Genomic DNA, 16,161 nt, shown 5'->3' with positions numbered 1-16,161 from the left:
AGCATCTCACCAACGACAATAAAAACAGCAATAACACGATAAACAAAAACTACAGCGCAAAAAACCCAAGCAGAAATGCTTGGGTTTTTTATTTGTTTCTACACTAAGTCAGTTTCATGAGAATCACTACCAAATAACGAACGGCGTTGATCTCTCGGTATACGTGGACATTGGGTTGAGATTTGATAGAGCACTTTAGCTAAAGCAGGTAGGTGAGTACCCACTACAGATTTACCAGTTGTTAATAAGGAAACACTGATATCTCTTTCAGGGTCGGCCCAACATAAAATGTTAGAGAATCCTAAATGACCAAATGCTTGTCCTGTCATTGGGCCAAAAAGACCTACAGGATTGCTACCTAACATTGGCCCCAGAGCATAGCGCATTGGAATCAGCAAAGTACGGTCAATGTTAACGCCTGTGGTTGGCAGTGTTGCTCTGAAAATTGTTTTCTCACTAAAGATTTGCTGACCGCCGTAGCTTCCTCCACTTAAAAGCATTTCAAAGAAGCGGCCGGCTTGTTCTGCACTGGTATAGATGTTTCCAGCTGGGCAAATGGTGTCCATAAAACGACTATCGTTAGTCACATCAACTGCAAGTTGTAAACCGCCACCTAACACATGATTCAGGTAGTGATCGGTACCAAGGCGTGGGTGCAGACCTGTTGCACAGTTTAAGGCGACTTCTGAACGGTATTCTGGTTTTAAGCCATAATTGAAATAAGGCATCCCCATTGGTTTTTCGATAGTTTGATGTACAAATTCACGTAAATCCTGCCCAGTCCCCCGTTCAATAACTTCTCCTAAAATATAACCTGCCGTAACAGCATGATAGGCAAGGTGATTGCCAGCAGGAGACACAGGTCGGGCAGCATATAAACGTTTTAAAATTTCGTCTTTATCAAATAATAAATCTGGTGTGACATCGCCATCAATATAAGGAATGCCGCCACGATGTGCTAATAAATGAAAGATCGTTGCACGACGCTTACCATTTACCCCATATTCAGGAACATAATAGCTCACGGGATCAAGCAAATTGATTTCGCCTTTTTCATCTAATAGATGAATCAACATGGCTGTAATCATCTTTGATGCTGAAAATAGGCAAACAGGTGTGTCAGGTGTTGCAATCAGGGTATTTTCTTGAAGGCCTGCCGGAGAGTTTCCTTGAGCATATCCAATGCTTCTATTTAGCAAAATTTTACCTTGCCTGCGTAAACAAAAGGTAATGAGTGGATAGTTTCCGGTTTTATATAGTGCTTCTATACTTTTCCAGATTTTTTGAATCTGGTGATCACTCATTCCACCCTGTTCAGCAGCAACTTCATCTTTTTGTCGAATGACTTGCTCAATATTGTCCGGTACTGGACAAGTGTTGGTTGAAAAAATTTTCACACGTCCCTCGCGCTTCTTTCTTTTTATTCGAGGCTAGTGTGCAGGGTTAAGGTCTTCATGTCAGTGTCTAAAATGACAAGTTACTGAAAACTATTTTGCAATCCACCTATAGATACCTTAAAATAGGCGACTTGCTGTAGTGATGCACGGCAGTCAGTTGCCTCAACTGATTCATATCGTTTACTTTTTTAAGCATCTCGGAGAAATCGAATGGCTTTAACTAATGCAGACCGCGCAGAGATCATTGCTAAATTTGCTCGCGCTGAAAATGACACTGGTTCACCAGAAGTACAAGTAGCTTTATTGACTGCTCAAATCAATGATTTACAAGGTCACTTCAAAGCTCACAAACACGACCACCACAGCCGTCGTGGTTTGATCCGTATGGTTAACCAACGTCGTAAATTGCTCGACTACTTAAATGGTAAAGACCACGGTCGTTACACTGCTTTGATCGGTGCTTTAGGTTTACGTCGTTAATTCGATTTTCACTTTGTTTTCGCTATTTCGCATGTCGCAATGCTTTATCGCTGAAAAGAGAGTTTCACTTAATGTTAGGTTAAGTGATTTTTAGAAGGGGCGCTTGTGCGCTCCTTCTTTGCGTTTAACTTATTTTAAATAATTGATCTAGTGTGATGGCTTCTAAGCTTTGTCATTTATCTACCAATCGGTGTAGTCTGAATGCCAAACCTTAGGGGTCTCACTAGAATAAAATTAGGAAAATACAATACATGTCAATGTTTAATATCGTTCGTAAAGAATTCCAATTCGGTCAACATCAAGTCGTTTTAGAAACGGGTCGCGTTGCACGTCAAGCAAACACAGTTTTAATCACTATGGGTGGCGTAACTGTTTTAGTTGCAGTTGTTGCTCAACCTAAAGCAAAAGCGGGTCAAGACTTCTTCCCGTTAACAGTTAACTATCAAGAAAAACAATATGCAGCTGGTCGTATCCCTGGTGGTTACGGTAAGCGTGAAGGTCGTGCTTCTGAAGCTGAAACTTTAATTTCACGTCTTATTGACCGTCCAATTCGTCCGTTGTTCCCAGAAGGTTACTTCAACGAGATCCAAGTGACAGCAACTGTTGTTTCTTCTGACAAAACTATGGATGCTGATATTGCAGCAATGCTTGGTACATCAGCAGCATTGTCTATTGCTGGTACTCCTTTCCGTGGTCCAATTGGTGGCGCACGTGTTGGTTTAATCAACGGTGAATATGTTCTTAACCCGAACTTCGAACAGTTGAAAGAAAGTGACCTTGACCTTGTGGTTGCTGGTACAGAATCTGCTGTATTGATGGTTGAATCTGAAGCGAAAGAACTTTCAGAAGACCAAATGCTGGGTGCTGTTCTTTTCGGTCATGACGAAATGCAAATCGCAATTCAAGCGATCAAAGAATTTGCTGCCGCTGCTGGTGCTGTTGAGTCAACTTGGGTTGCTCCAACTAAAAACGAAGCTCTTCTTGAGCAATTAAAAGCAGCTTTCGAAGCTAAAATTTCTGAAGCATATACAATTGCGGTTAAACAAGATCGTTATGCAGCACTTGATGCACTTTATGCAGAAGCTGTAGCTCAGTTCGTTCCAGAAAATGACGAAACTGGTATTGCTGATGAAGTAAACGAATTATTCGAAGACCTTAAATACCGTACAGTACGTGACAACATCTTGTCAGGTAAGCCACGTATTGATGGCCGTGATACTAAAACTGTTCGTGCTATCGACGTTCAAGTTGGCGTATTAGATCGTGCACACGGTTCTGCATTATTTACACGTGGTGAAACTCAAGCGTTAGTAACAACAACTTTGGGTAATACTCGTGATGCATTAATGGTTGATACCCTTGCTGGTACTAAAACTGACAACTTCATGTTGCACTACAACTTCCCTGCATACTCTGTAGGTGAAACAGGCCGCGAATCTGGTCCTAAGCGTCGTGAAATTGGTCACGGTCGTTTAGCACGTCGTGGTGTTCAAGCAGTTCTTCCTGCTGCTGACCGCTTCCCGTATGTAATTCGTATTGTATCTGACATTACTGAATCTAACGGTTCATCTTCAATGGCTTCTGTATGTGGTGCTTCATTATCACTTATGGATGCAGGTGTTCCGCTTAAAGCACCAGTTGCGGGTATCGCAATGGGCTTAGTGAAAGAAGGCGAGCGTTTCGCAGTACTTTCTGACATCTTGGGTGATGAAGATCACTTAGGTGATATGGACTTTAAAGTAGCAGGTTCTGCAAACGGTATTACTGCGCTTCAAATGGACATCAAGATTGAAGGTATTACTGAAGAAATCATGGAAGTTGCATTAAACCAAGCATTTGCTGGTCGTATGCACATTCTAAACGAAATGAATAAAGTCATTTCACGTGCTCGTGCTGAAATCAGTGCTCATGCACCGACGTTTGAAGTTATTAACATTAACCCAGACAAGATCCGTGATGTTATTGGTAAAGGCGGCGCAACTATCCGTCAAATTACTGAAGAAACTAAAGCTGCAATTGATATCGAAGACAATGGTACAGTTCGCGTATTTGGTGAAACTAAAGCTGCTGCTAAAGCTGCAATTGCTAAGATTCAAGCCATTACTGCTGAAGTTGAACCAGGTAAGATCTATGACGGTAAAGTAATCCGTATCGTAGAATTCGGTGCGTTTGTAAACATCATGCCGGGTACTGATGGTCTTCTTCACATTTCGCAAATTTCAAATGAACGTATTGCGAACGTAACTGATGTTCTTAAAGAAGGTCAGGAAGTGAAAGTACAAGTTGCTGATGTTGATAATCGTGGTCGTATCAAATTGACTATGAAAGACATTGAACAAGCATAATTGTTCTAGTGACATGAAAAAGTCCGCTTGATGCGGACTTTTTTTATGGCATGATGCAAGTAATACAAAAACAGATCATTGTGGTATGCAGGTTTATTACTTTTATCGCCATCAAGCTGACGGTTATGTCTTTTTAAGCCGTGAACAGCATAATGAACACATTCTGGAGTTTTTCTGGATTGATAGTGTCAGAGCTGATGTGGTGAACCATAACGAAGAATGGCAACAAAAGATTCAGCAGCTTTCAGGCGTGGTTATTAATGAATTTCATATGCGGGATATTGCGAATATTGAGCATCCTTGTGCATTTGATACGCTTGAAGAATATGATCTGCTTATTTTTAGAAAGCTCGTTACACCTGATGATGAAATTAAAAATGGGGAATCCCACGAGAGTGTATTTGGCCTAGCAACTACGCCGATTAGCTTTATTTTTACTCCTAAAGTTCTGATTAGTGTTCGTGAGCAGGGCAATAAGTCGATTGAAAACTATATTCAACGTCTCGAAAATATTTTATGTAAAACTTTGGAAGAACAAAATAAAACCCGTAAGCTGCCTAATTCACCTGTAGATTTATGTTTACGACTGCTCAATAGTATGGTGGATGGCTACCTTGATATCCGTTCACCTTTGACTAGAAGGGTCGAGCATTGGCAACAGCAATTGCTGCAAGGTAATCGCCGTTTTAAACAATGGCATCAGCTGTTTCATGAAAACATGGCCTTTCAGCAGGTTGAAAATTTATGCGAAGAGCAAATTGAAACTTTACAAGAGTTTCGAGATGAAATTGTAGAAAACTATCATCATGTTATTGGTGAGAAGACACATAGTTCTCAAGATCTTCTGTTGGTTCGTTTGAATGATTTAATGAGTCATGTCGAACGTATTCAAAAACATACTTTACGTTTACGTAGCGCCATTCAGTCGGCGATTGATTTGCATTTCTCGGCAATTGCAAACCAGACCAATGAGAATATGCGTATTCTTGCCATTATTACTGCTGTCTTTGCACCACTTACTCTTTTAACGGGTATTTATGGAATGAACTTTGAGTTTATTCCAGGGCTTAAATCACCAGTAGGTTTCTGGATTATGCTGGGTGTCATGCTGCTCAGTACTGTTTTATTGCTGTACTATTTTTATCGACAACATTTGGTCGGCCGCGGTGAAAAAAGTGTGATTGATTTATTGGCTCAACAACATCGCCAAGATCGGATGAATTTGTTCTGGTTTTTGGAATATGAACCGATTAAGCAGACTTTGAAGGAAGTGGAAAAGATTACTCGGTTGAAATAATTCTTCAATTTTTATTGAATTTTTTCCAAATTTGCTTGAGCTAAGCGTCATCCACAACCTGAGCGAGAAAAAGCAAACATCGTTTGCTTCGAGCGCAAGACAAACGAAGTGCGTAGCTTGTGTTCAAATATAAATTTGATCTTAGTACGCACTTCAATATCTCTGGTTTTGGCCTTGCGTAGCTTCGCTACTCATGCCAAAACAAAAGTAACGTAATTAACTGATGAAATAGATAGGGAGTGCCAGTAGGACTCCGTCGTGACTATCTAATCTAATGAAAATGCTTCAACTGTTTTCTAAGTTGTTGCACTTCATCAATCAAATCTAACATCACAGCAACTGCCGCCAAACTTGCGTCAAAGTCACGTTGTAAACGATACGCTTTACGTGCGCGTGCGACATCTTCACCCATAAACTGGTGTGCTTCAGGTGTGTTCTCGACTGATAAAATGTCATATTCAATGAGCTGAAGAATCCAGTCAGGACTTTGGCCGCAAGCTTGGGCAAATTGTTGTAAATCAAATGTAGATTGTTCATCAACGACCTCTGCACTAAAGGTATGGCCGTCATATACAATTTCTCGATAGTGAATGGTTGTCATGATCTTGCTCCCTAATGAGATGAACGAGGTTCGAATGAAGCAAATGCTTCTGCCAGTTGCTGATACGCTTCTTTTTCTTTTTCAGAATTTGCAGGCGGGAATACAATATTTAAAATTAAATAGAGATGGCCTGGCGTTTTATTTGGTATCCCTTTGTCTTTTAAACGTAGCTGTTGTCCTTGTTTTGCATTTTTAGGTAAATTGACATGTAAAGATCCTGCTGGTGTTTTCACTTCAATACCTTGACCTAATGCCGCTTCCCATGGAGCTACATCTACAGTCAGATATACGTCACTGCCTTCGACATGAACACGGTCTGTATCTTTATACTGGATTTCAATATAAAGATCACCGTTAGCACCACCATTAATCCCACTTTGGCCTTGCCCACTTAAGCGGATTTGCTGACCTTCTTTCATGCCTTTTGGGATTTTTACCTGCAAGGTCTTGCGTTGAACTTCAGGCTCGCCATAAGCGTTCATGGTTGGAATTTGCAGAGTAATTTGCTGGGTTGAACCATGATAGGCAATATCAAGATCAACCTCTATGCTGGCATGTTGATCTTCACCGCGATAACTACGTTGTTGTCTTTGATATTGTTGTTGGCCACCGCCAAAGCCTGCACCAAAGCGACCAAATAAATCTTCAAAACCGCTAAAGTCTGCTTGTTCACCGCCTGTAAAACCTTGACGATAAAACTGTGCTCCATCAAAGCCCCCTTGTGCAGCACCTTGACCAAAGTTATTAAAACCTTGAGGATGATCTAACATTTGGTCATATTCGGCTTTTTTATCTGCATTGCTTAATGTGTCGTAGGCAACATTAATGGCCTGCATTTTTTCTTCTGCATCTTTTTCTTTGCTGATGTCGGGATGATATTTACGGGCTAATTTTCGATAAGCTTTTTTAATTTCATCAGCAGAGGCTTTGCGGGTAACCCCTAATTCTTCATAATAATTTTTTGCCATAATGTTTTATCACGATGGTGTTGTTTATTTCATTATGAAACGATTTTTAGAGTTTTCAATAAGCTAGATTGTATAAGAGTTGTTCTATTACGAAATACAGAGGAACGTAAAGAGGTATAGAAAAATTAGACTATACCTCTAATGAATTAGATGAAACTCTGATATAAGCCGTAAAGAGCAATAAGTAGAAGTAATAAACCGCAGAGGCCTAATATTTTTGGATATAAATGACTGTTAGAAAGGCGGCGGAAAAAGATATAAACCAAAGATAGGGTGAGGAAGTCTAAAACAATCCATGTCAAAGTAAGTAGGGTTAAACTTAAATTTAACTGAGGGGTAATAGAGACAAATTGCGGAAAGAAAGCCGAGAAAAAGATAATATCTTTTGGGTTTGAAATACCGACAAGAAAGCCTTTTTTAAAGCCACCATTTTGTGCTGAAACTGTTTGTATTGCTTCTGGGTGAGGTGCTTGAATCACTTCTTTGAGAATACTAAAACCTAAATAACCAATATATAGGCACCCTAAAATACGAATGATATTGAGGTAACTATCATTAACACTCAGTACTCCTTTTAAAACCAGTACTGAAATAAAAATTAAAACAAGGGATGCTAGGTTTGTACCAAAAATGGTTTCTAGTGCTTTTTTATAGCCCCCTTTAAGTCCAGCGCTTGCAACTAAAATCATGACAGGGCCAGGGGTCGCAATCATGATAACTACACTAAAAATAAAGAGAAAATAATCAAAATAATTCATGGTATTTAGGCATCTTATTTATTAGGCTATAAAGTAGCCTTATATTATCCTATTTAAATTAACATGTTGAAAATTATCATCAAAAAATACAGGTAAATAAAAAGGCGGTATAACCGCCTTTTTATAAAGTTAAAAGATTAACTTAAATGTTCACCAAATAACGCTAAAGCCTCTTCAGCGGTAAAGGTATATTGCGTATTACAGAACTGACAGTCCATACGAATCGGGTTCTGATGTTCTAGGGTTTCATGAACAGCGTCTACACCAATTTGAATCAGGGCATTTGCACAGCGTTCTTTTGAACATGTACAGCCAAATTTTAATGCTTCAATTTCTGGTAAACGAACTTCTTCTTCGTTGTATAAACGATATAAGATTTCATTTGCATCTAAATTGGTAAGCTCTTCAGCTTTTAATGTTTCAGTCAACATCGTCAAACGTGGCCATAAATCTTCATCGACCAAGTTTTGCTCTTCTTCATCATGACGTGGTAAGAGTTGAATCAGTAAACCGCCAGAACGCTTATCTGTACTTGCCAACACAATACGAGTTGGAATTTGTGCAGATAAATCGTAATACTGCATCAAGCAGCCTGCTAAATTTACTTGATCAAGCGGCACGATCCCTTGATAACGTTCGCCAAATTCCGGTTCAATGTTAATAAATAAAACTGGATTAACTAAAGCACCAAGAACTGTGCTGCTGTCTGTTGCTTCAATAAAGCGAGGATCAGTTTCATAGTCCGCTAAAGCACGGACTTCTCCTAAATGGTTACATTCAGCCATCGCCCATTTGAAGGTGCCGCTAGCCTGGATTTGCAAGCTGATACGGCCTTTGATTTTTAGTGTACTTGCAAGTAATGCAGTCGCACTCAACATTTCACCTAGCAGAATTTTAACCGCAGGCATATAGTCACGTTGAGCTAAGATAGTTTGTAGGGCTTCTTCTAGATGAACTACTTCTCCACGTACTGGAAAGTTCTCTATATAAAAGCGTTGGCGTAAATCAGACATAATATTCTCCAGGGCCCTAAGCAGAGTATAACTATTTCGTTTTAATCAAGCTCAGGAAATGCAGCTAAGCCGCAAGCCGGACAGGGGCAGCTTTGTGCCCATTGTCCAATTATTTAGGCAATGTGAATAAGTCCTTAATATAGCCATTTTCTGAAATCTCAAGTTATTCTAGATGATCTCTTGTAATGTCGATGCGATTTGGTTGTAAATGACGCTTTAAATTAACATCATGCTTTGATGTAGCCTGTTGCTGCGCATCACTTTCAAACAAATGTTCAAGCTCGGCTAAGGCATTACGATGTGTTTCAAAAATCTTCTGTTCATCAGTATAAATACTTTGCTGCTGTATGAGCAATTTCTCATCATAATCCCGAAAGATTTCGATATTGTTATAGGCTTGTTCATCAGAGATTCCAAGTTCTCTCAAGGCACGATAAGCCATACCTAATGAAGATAAATACGTTTCACGCCAAATGTATTCAACACCTAAATCTCTTAAAAGATGGACATGGTGGCGGTCACGAGCACGAGCCAACAGCTTTAAGTTTGGATAATTTAATCTAAGATGACGCGCGACATTCATAGAGTCTTCAACATCATCAATCGCTAAAATAAATACTTTAGCTTTTTCAATACCGGCAGAACGCAGTAAATCGGGCTGGGTTACATCGCCATAATAGAGTTTGCCGCCATAGCGACGAACAAAGTCCACTTGATGAAGATTGTTGTCGATTGCAGTAAAGCCTAAATGTTGTAGGCGAGCAATACGCGCGATGATTTGTCCAAATCGACCAAAGCCGGCAATGATAATCGGGTTATCCTGCTGAGGAATTTCATCATACTCGGGAGGACGTTCTTTATTAAACAGAGGAATGACCTGAGTTGCCATGATCCAGTAAATTACTGGTGTAAGTACCATCGACAATGTCACGATCAGAGTCACGGGTTCTAATATAGCTTGAGTTAAAACCTTCTCACTTTTTGCAAGACTCAAAATTACAAAAGCAAATTCTCCACCTTGTGCCAAGCAAGTACCTAAAAGCAAACTGTTATTCCAACTATATTTTTTATAGCGGGCGATGGCGGTCAATATCAGCGTTTTGATGAGTAATAAGCCGACTGCTCCACCAATAATAAGCAAAGGCATTTCAATGAGCAGTGACAGCTGTGTAGTCATGCCGACGGTCATAAAGAATAAGCCAAGCAATAAACCTTTAAACGGTGCAATACTCGCTTCAACTTCATGGCGAAATTCTGAATCTGCTAATAATACACCTGTGAGGAATGCACCTAATGTAGTGCTAATTCCTAAAGTATCCATAAGCAAGACAACAGCAAGAATAATAAATAATCCTACTGCTGTAATAAGTTCAGTCGCTCCACTTTTGGCAACAAAACGGAAGAATGGACGCATCACATAGCGACTAAACAGAAACAGACCAGTAAAGGTTGCAATGATAGCCGCAAAATAAGCCACCCCATGATGGGTTGATTCTGTTCCTGCCAATAATGGAATGATGGCAAGTAAGGGAATAGCCGCTATATCTTGGAAAAGTAAAATGGAAAAAGACTGCTGACCATAAGTCGTATTGAGTTGCTGCTTTTCGGTCAGAAGTTGTAATACAAAAGCGGTAGAAGAAAGCGCAAGGGCAAAACCAATGACAAAGCTGACAGAAAGCTGCTGTTGAAAGAGTAATAGTACGATCAGCATAAGAATAGCCCCACTAATGAGGACTTGCAGACTTCCCATTACAAAAATAGAGTCGCGCATTTCCCATAAACGTTGGGGGCGTAACTCTAAACCAATCAGGAACATCAATAAGATAACGCCAAATTCGGCAAGTTCCATAATCGCTTCAGGGTCATGTGCAATATTTAAAACACTAGGGCCCAGAAGTATTCCTGTAAATAAATAACCTAAAACTGTTGCTATCCCTAGGCGTTTGCCAAGAGGGACTAAAATCAGAGAAGCTCCAAGAAAAATTGTTGCTTGCAGTAGGAATGACATTCATTGCCTCGAATGTATTAGTCTCTTTTAAGTGTAAAGCCAAAAAGGCTTCTTCACACCATGATATTCAAATCATCTAATTAAATTCTTGCGGATCGACATCAATTGATAGCCTGAGTTGATGCTGTCTTGGAGCATGAACCAATTGAGACCACCATTGTCTTAAGTAAAAATGTAGGCGAGCACGGTCAGCAGATAAAATCACCATATGGGCACGATAACGTCCCGCTTTACGTTCCATCGGCGCTGGAATAGGTCCCCAAATATCAACAATTTCACCTGCAATTTGGCGTAATTGTTCCGTCGCTTCATTTAAGAAATGTAAGGTGTAGTCGCGATCTTTGGATTCTGCACGTATCAGTACTGCATAACGGTAAGGCGGCAGCAATGCGACTTTACGTTCCGCAAGAGTCTGTTTAGCAACCGCCCGATAATCTTTTTCGATGAGTGTGGTTAGTAAAGGGTGATCTGGTCTTAGGGTTTGTAAATAAACATGGCCTTTATGTTCACCACGGCCTGCACGTCCAGCGACTTGTACAATTAACTGCGCAGTACGTTCTGGCGCGCGGATGTCGACACTAAGTAACCCCGCATCAATATCTAAAATGGCAACCAAAGTCACGTGTGGGAAATGATGACCTTTTGCCAGCATTTGAGTGCCAAGCAAAATTGTTGGTTTGTTTTGATGAATCCGATCATAGATTTTTTGCCAGCTACCGACACGACTGGTGCTGTCACGGTCAACCCGAATCACATCATAGTCTGGAAATAGTTCTTGTAAGTGCTCTTCAACCTTGGCAGTTCCTGCCCCTAAGGTTTTTAAGCTTTTTTGCTGGCATTCAGGGCAATGGTCTGGCAAGCGATGAACAGTACCGCAGTGGTGGCAGTGTAAATAAGAATAAGGCTGACTGTGCAACGTAAAATGCGCATCACAATGCGGACAATTTGCTTGCCATCCACAACTTTCACAAACCAGTACAGGTGCATAGCCACGACGGTTTAAAAAGATTAAAACCTGTTCTTTTCTAGCTAATGTATGTTTGATTTGTTCAATAAGGGGCTGGCTAATTCCATGCTGTTTTTTGACAATTTTAAGGTCTATCAAATGCATTTTAGGCAAAAGTGCATGTCCAGCACGTTTGTTGAGTTGCAGCGCAGTTAATTTGCCAGATTCGACCAAATAATAACTATCTATGCTTGGAGTTGCTGAACCTAAAATAACAGGGCAGCTTTGTAAGTGACCTCGATAAAGAGCGACATCACGTGCATGGTAGCGGAAGCCTTCTTGCTGTTTATAAGACAGGTCATGTTCTTCATCTAAGATGATGAGGCCCAAACGTGGCAGTGGCGTATAGATGGCTGAGCGGGTTCCTAAAATAATAGATGCTTTGCCAGTCTGGGCCTGTTGCCATGCCTGCAAGCGTTTGGAGTCATTTAAGCCCGAGTGTAATAGAGCAATATCACAGTTAAAACGTGATTTAAAACGAGAAATCGTTTGAGGGGTTAGACCAATTTCAGGGACTAACACCAGTACTTGCTTACCTTGCTTTAGCACTTCGTGCATGATGTGCAGATAAACTTCAGTTTTACCGCTTCCTGTTAAACCATCTAATAAAAAGGCTTGGTATTGATGCTGTGCGTTTACGACGTGCTGGGTTGCTTTCTTTTGGTCTTCATTTAGCGTGAGCGGCATTTGTGCCAATTCAACAGGCGATGGGCTAAAGTCGTGAGGTTCAAGCGTACAGTCAACCAGTCCTTTCTTTTGAAGTGCTTTAAGCGTAGCCGTTTCTACACCACTTAAATTAAGAATATTCTCTGTAGTTCCGGCAGGGTGTAATTTTAAAATTTGATACGCGTCTTGTTGCTTAACAGAGCGTTTAAGAAGTGCTTCAACATTATCACATGGTGTGATTTTCCAAAGATGGAACAAAACATCCATCGGTTTGCCCTGACGCAATAACGCGGGTAGGGCAGTTTGCATGACCTCACCAATTGGAAATTGGTAATATTGCGCCGACCATGTCAATAAACTTAAAACTTGTTCATCTAAAATTGGTTCTTCATCTAAAAGGTCAGAAATGGCTTTAAGCTGAAAGGTGCCTGTAAATGATTCACTTGGATCAACTTTTTCAGTAATGATGCCAATCAGGTTTTGGCGCCCAAATGAAATAGCGACGCGTGAGCCTACATGAGCCCGTTCATATTGTGCTTGGGTGAGTGTATAGTCAAAAGTGTCGTACAGATGCACAGGTACGGCTACACGCACACGATAAACAACTGAATCAGGCTTTGGCGTTATGGTCATAGAGGCTCATTTCGTCAATTTTAAAAAACGGCATAGCGTCGTGAAGAGGACTTGGGTATTCTACACAGGCTATAGAACGAATATGAATGATTGCGTAGCATAGATGCAACAGCAGCGACTATTATTTTTGGAAAATTAGAACATTACCATGCCTGCATATCAATTTACTGCCATTGATGCTTCAGGGAAGCAGCAAAAAGGAGTGCTTGAGGGAGACTCAGCGCGCCAGATTCGCCAACAATTACGCGATAAAGCATGGACTCCCATTAGCGTTGACCCTGTTGAACAAAAAGATAAACATCAAAGTCAGGGGTTATTCCAAAAAAAGTTCAGTGCTTACGATTTGGCGCTCATGACCAGACAACTTTCGGTCTTGGTTGCCGCTGCTATTCCACTTGAAGAAGCTTTGCGCGCCGTGAGTAGGCAAAGTGAAAAAACACATGTGCAAAATCTTTTACTATCCGTGCGTTCTCGAGTCTTAGAAGGGCATTCACTTGCACAAGGTATGCAGCAGTCTGGACGGTTTCCAGACCTTTATATTGCAACGGTGGCTGCTGGCGAGCGCTCGGGACATTTAGATCTCATTTTAGATCAGCTTTCGGATTACACTGAAAACCGCTTTGCCATGCAAAAGAAAGTTCAGGGCGCCATGATTTATCCCATCATTTTAATGCTGATGTCTTTTGGTATTGTGATGGGTTTAATGACTTATGTTGTGCCAGAGATTGTAAAAACTTTTGATCAAAATAAAGACGCTTTACCGTGGATTACAGTCGCTTTAATGAAAGCCAGTGATTTTATTCGCCACGCGTGGGTGTTCATTATTCTTTTTGCAGTGGTGGGTGTTATTGCATTCGTAAGGTTTTTAAAAACCACTGCTGGACATTATGCTTTTGATCGATTAACACTCAAATTGCCATTATTCGGTAAACTATCACGTGGTATTAATGCTGCACGATTTGCCAGTACCTTATCTATTTTGACTCGTTCAGGTGTGCCTTTGGTGGATGCCTTAAAAATTGGTGCAGCAGTGACCAACAACTGGGTTATCCGAGATTCAATTGCTCATGCGGCTGAGCGAGTGACAGAGGGTGGTAACCTAGGTACGCAACTGGAGCGCAGTGGTTATTTCCCACCAATGATGGTACAAATGATTCGAAGTGGAGAGGCATCAGGCGAGCTTGACAGGATGTTAGAACGAGCATCGACCATGCAAGACCGTGAGGTGACGACATTTATTTCAACCTTACTGGCATTACTTGAACCGCTTATGCTGGTTTTAATGGCAAGCATTGTACTGGTTATTGTAATCGCGGTTATGCTGCCAATCGTAAATATGAACAATATGATTTAATAACTTTGATATTAGAGATAATGATGAAGATGGTCATGAAACAAAAAGAGCACGTTAAGGATGCTCAAAAAACCTCAAGCACAGCTTTCGGACTTGCGGCACGTTCGAGCGGTGCTCGAATGAAGCGTGCCTCAGGCTTTACCCTCATTGAAGTCATGGTCGTGATTGTAATTTTAGGTGTGTTAGCAGCTTTAATCGTACCAAATGTCATGGGGCGTAGTGAAAAAGCTAAAATTGATACGACTCAAATTGCATTAAAGGGTGTGGCGGGTGCTTTAGATCAGTACAAGCTAGATAATGGCCATTTCCCAACCATGCAAGAAGGTGGGCTAGATGCTTTGGTTAACCAGCCAGCTACAGCGAAAAACTGGATGCCAGGTGGCTATGTAAAAGGTGGTTATCCTAAAGACAGCTGGAAAAATGATATTCAATATGTCATTCCTGGGGCAGATGGGCGAGCTTTTGATTTGTACTCATTTGGAGCAGATGGCAAAGAAGGCGGTGAAGGTAATGATGCAGATATTTATTATCAACCTTAATTAAAATGTAATGGAGATTATCAATTCAGTTAAAAAGATAAAATGATAAATACGAATTGATAATCTCTCTCAATCAGAAAAATATAATAACTAATTGAAAAATATAAATTAAAGTTAATATCAATATTTGATATTTATAATAAGAATTATTCCCATATTTAATGGTTACAAGAAAGTTAAAATGTAGAGAAAAATAAGCTATATATTTAAATGAAAGCTTTGCATAATAACTAAAAAGCACTTTATTCAATTAAAAGGAGAGATTAAATGAAAGCATTTCTCATATTAGATGAACTGACTCAGTTTCATTGGGTAATGCTCAAGTCTGTCCTATTGATTTTGGGTTTATTGCCGATTGCTGAAGTGTCATTAAAGTTATGGCTGAGTACAGAGGGAAGTAGCCAAATCATGATTGGTTTCTTCGCATTAAGTATTGTGAGTGCATGGTTAATGGTGAGCTTCTTTACTGCATTAAAAGCGAGCGTCTGGCAAGCTAAACAAATCTCTACTCAATATGAACAATTACTTTTTAAAGCTTACCGTTATGTACCCATGGTCTTTTTATCGAGTTTAGTTGCATATTTATCTCTGCAACTATCGATTGCTTTTTAATAATATTTTAAAAACAAATTTTTAGATAAAACGTAGACTAAACATCTACGTTTTATTTTTTAACTGGACTTAAAAACAGGATGTTTCTTCATTTGTACATATTATATGCTTCAAATCAGCAATTTAAGAAAATGAGAAATATGAAATGGAACAAATCGATTGGAATGATTTTTTAAAAGTAGAGCTTCGCGTTGGTAAAATTATTCAAGCCGAGGTTTTTGAAAAGGCACGTAAACCTGCTTATATTTTGCATGTAGATTTTGGTGAAGAGTTGGGAGTGCGTAAATCAAGTGCACAAATTACCAAGCTCTATCAACCACAAGATTTGGTGGGTAAATTAGTCGTTGCTGTAGTGAATTTCCCTAAAAAACAAATAGGGCCTATTCAGTCGGAATGTTTGGTGACAGGGTTTCATAACGCAGATGGTGATGTCGCACTTTGTATCCCAGAGTTTGAAGTTCCTCTGGGTACAAAGTTATTATGA

14 protein-coding genes are annotated in these 16,161 nt (G+C 40.1%); 7 read left to right on the top strand and 7 right to left on the bottom strand.

The annotated features are described in order from the left end of the window. Positions 1-98: 98 nt before the first annotated feature. On the bottom strand, positions 99-1,397 hold the full coding sequence (locus J663_RS10610) for an EstA family serine hydrolase (RefSeq protein ID WP_033849585.1): 1,299 nt from the start codon (positions 1,395-1,397) through the stop codon (positions 99-101). 210 nt (positions 1,398-1,607) lie between these two features. Here J663_RS10610 and rpsO point away from each other — a divergent pair, with 210 nt between their 5' ends. From rpsO to J663_RS10595, 3 genes are all read left to right on the top strand, one after another. Next, on the top strand, positions 1,608-1,877 hold the full coding sequence (gene rpsO, locus J663_RS10605) for a 30S ribosomal protein S15 (protein ID WP_002114951.1): 270 nt from the start codon (positions 1,608-1,610) through the stop codon (positions 1,875-1,877). A gap of 257 nt (positions 1,878-2,134) precedes the next feature. Further along, positions 2,135-4,222 carry a polyribonucleotide nucleotidyltransferase gene (gene pnp / locus J663_RS10600; RefSeq protein ID WP_170814194.1) on the top strand — a complete coding sequence of 696 codons (2,088 nt, stop codon included), beginning with the start codon at positions 2,135-2,137 and terminating at the stop codon, positions 4,220-4,222. An 85-nt stretch (positions 4,223-4,307) separates the two neighbouring features. Next, positions 4,308-5,519, top strand: a complete 1,212-nt coding sequence (locus J663_RS10595) for a magnesium transporter CorA family protein (protein ID WP_014208248.1) — start codon at positions 4,308-4,310, stop codon at positions 5,517-5,519. Between the two features lie 271 nt (positions 5,520-5,790). Here the strand turns inward: J663_RS10595 and J663_RS10590 are convergent, their stop codons facing one another. From J663_RS10590 to J663_RS10565, 6 genes are all read right to left on the bottom strand, one after another. Further along, positions 5,791-6,120 (bottom strand): chaperone modulator CbpM, encoded by a 330-nt coding sequence (locus tag J663_RS10590; protein WP_002114963.1) that lies wholly within the window; start codon positions 6,118-6,120, stop codon positions 5,791-5,793. 11 nt (positions 6,121-6,131) lie between these two features. Further along, positions 6,132-7,088, bottom strand: a complete 957-nt coding sequence (locus tag J663_RS10585; RefSeq protein ID WP_033849582.1) for a DnaJ C-terminal domain-containing protein — start codon at positions 7,086-7,088, stop codon at positions 6,132-6,134. Positions 7,089-7,234: 146 nt separating this feature from the next. Then, positions 7,235-7,846 (bottom strand): LysE family translocator, encoded by a 612-nt coding sequence (locus tag J663_RS10580; RefSeq protein ID WP_002115157.1) that lies wholly within the window; start codon positions 7,844-7,846, stop codon positions 7,235-7,237. Between the two features lie 137 nt (positions 7,847-7,983). Continuing rightward, positions 7,984-8,859 carry an Hsp33 family molecular chaperone HslO gene (locus tag J663_RS10575; RefSeq protein ID WP_033849580.1) on the bottom strand — a complete coding sequence of 292 codons (876 nt, stop codon included), beginning with the start codon at positions 8,857-8,859 and terminating at the stop codon, positions 7,984-7,986. A gap of 163 nt (positions 8,860-9,022) precedes the next feature. Next, positions 9,023-10,867: a monovalent cation:proton antiporter-2 (CPA2) family protein gene (locus J663_RS10570; RefSeq protein WP_017402577.1), complete on the bottom strand. Its 1,845-nt coding sequence runs from the start codon at positions 10,865-10,867 to the stop codon at positions 9,023-9,025. A 76-nt stretch (positions 10,868-10,943) separates the two neighbouring features. Next, positions 10,944-13,172, bottom strand: a complete 2,229-nt coding sequence (locus J663_RS10565) for a primosomal protein N' (protein ID WP_033849578.1) — start codon at positions 13,170-13,172, stop codon at positions 10,944-10,946. A gap of 148 nt (positions 13,173-13,320) precedes the next feature. On the opposite strand from J663_RS10565, the gene gspF reads away from it, so the two are divergent. From gspF to J663_RS10545, 4 genes are all read left to right on the top strand, one after another. Continuing rightward, on the top strand, positions 13,321-14,526 hold the full coding sequence (gene gspF, locus J663_RS10560; protein WP_005065941.1) for a type II secretion system inner membrane protein GspF: 1,206 nt from the start codon (positions 13,321-13,323) through the stop codon (positions 14,524-14,526). A 23-nt stretch (positions 14,527-14,549) separates the two neighbouring features. Then, entirely contained in the window at positions 14,550-15,065 is a 516-nt protein-coding gene (gene gspG / locus J663_RS10555) for a type II secretion system major pseudopilin GspG (protein ID WP_033849576.1), read from the top strand. A gap of 267 nt (positions 15,066-15,332) precedes the next feature. Further along, positions 15,333-15,677, top strand: a complete 345-nt coding sequence (locus J663_RS10550) for a hypothetical protein (RefSeq protein WP_033849575.1) — start codon at positions 15,333-15,335, stop codon at positions 15,675-15,677. Positions 15,678-15,822: 145 nt separating this feature from the next. Then, a complete protein-coding gene (locus J663_RS10545) occupies positions 15,823-16,161 on the top strand; it encodes a tRNA-binding protein (protein WP_005079284.1) in 339 nt (112 codons plus the stop codon).

The organism is Acinetobacter sp. 826659, from assembly GCF_000588515.1.
GTDB classification, from domain to species: Bacteria; Pseudomonadota; Gammaproteobacteria; order Pseudomonadales; family Moraxellaceae; genus Acinetobacter; species Acinetobacter pittii.
Note: the sequence above shows the minus strand (reverse complement) of the source record. Positions and strands in the feature narration are given on the sequence as shown.

Coding starts and splice junctions, on each gene's coding strand:
- rpsO (WP_002114951.1), top strand. CDS start 1,608: ATGGCTTTAACTAATGCAGACCGCGCAGAGATCATTGCTAAATTTGCT.
- pnp (WP_170814194.1), top strand. CDS start 2,135: ATGTTTAATATCGTTCGTAAAGAATTCCAATTCGGTCAACATCAAGTC.
- J663_RS10595 (WP_014208248.1), top strand. CDS start 4,308: ATGCAGGTTTATTACTTTTATCGCCATCAAGCTGACGGTTATGTCTTT.
- J663_RS10590 (WP_002114963.1), bottom strand. CDS start 6,120: ATGACAACCATTCACTATCGAGAAATTGTATATGACGGCCATACCTTT.
- J663_RS10585 (WP_033849582.1), bottom strand. CDS start 7,088: ATGGCAAAAAATTATTATGAAGAATTAGGGGTTACCCGCAAAGCCTCT.
- J663_RS10580 (WP_002115157.1), bottom strand. CDS start 7,846: ATGAATTATTTTGATTATTTTCTCTTTATTTTTAGTGTAGTTATCATG.
- J663_RS10575 (WP_033849580.1), bottom strand. CDS start 8,859: ATGTCTGATTTACGCCAACGCTTTTATATAGAGAACTTTCCAGTACGT.
- J663_RS10570 (WP_017402577.1), bottom strand. CDS start 10,867: ATGTCATTCCTACTGCAAGCAACAATTTTTCTTGGAGCTTCTCTGATT.
- J663_RS10565 (WP_033849578.1), bottom strand. CDS start 13,172: ATGACCATAACGCCAAAGCCTGATTCAGTTGTTTATCGTGTGCGTGTA.
- gspF (WP_005065941.1), top strand. CDS start 13,321: ATGCCTGCATATCAATTTACTGCCATTGATGCTTCAGGGAAGCAGCAA.
- gspG (WP_033849576.1), top strand. CDS start 14,550: ATGAAGATGGTCATGAAACAAAAAGAGCACGTTAAGGATGCTCAAAAA.
- J663_RS10550 (WP_033849575.1), top strand. CDS start 15,333: ATGAAAGCATTTCTCATATTAGATGAACTGACTCAGTTTCATTGGGTA.
- J663_RS10545 (WP_005079284.1), top strand. CDS start 15,823: ATGGAACAAATCGATTGGAATGATTTTTTAAAAGTAGAGCTTCGCGTT.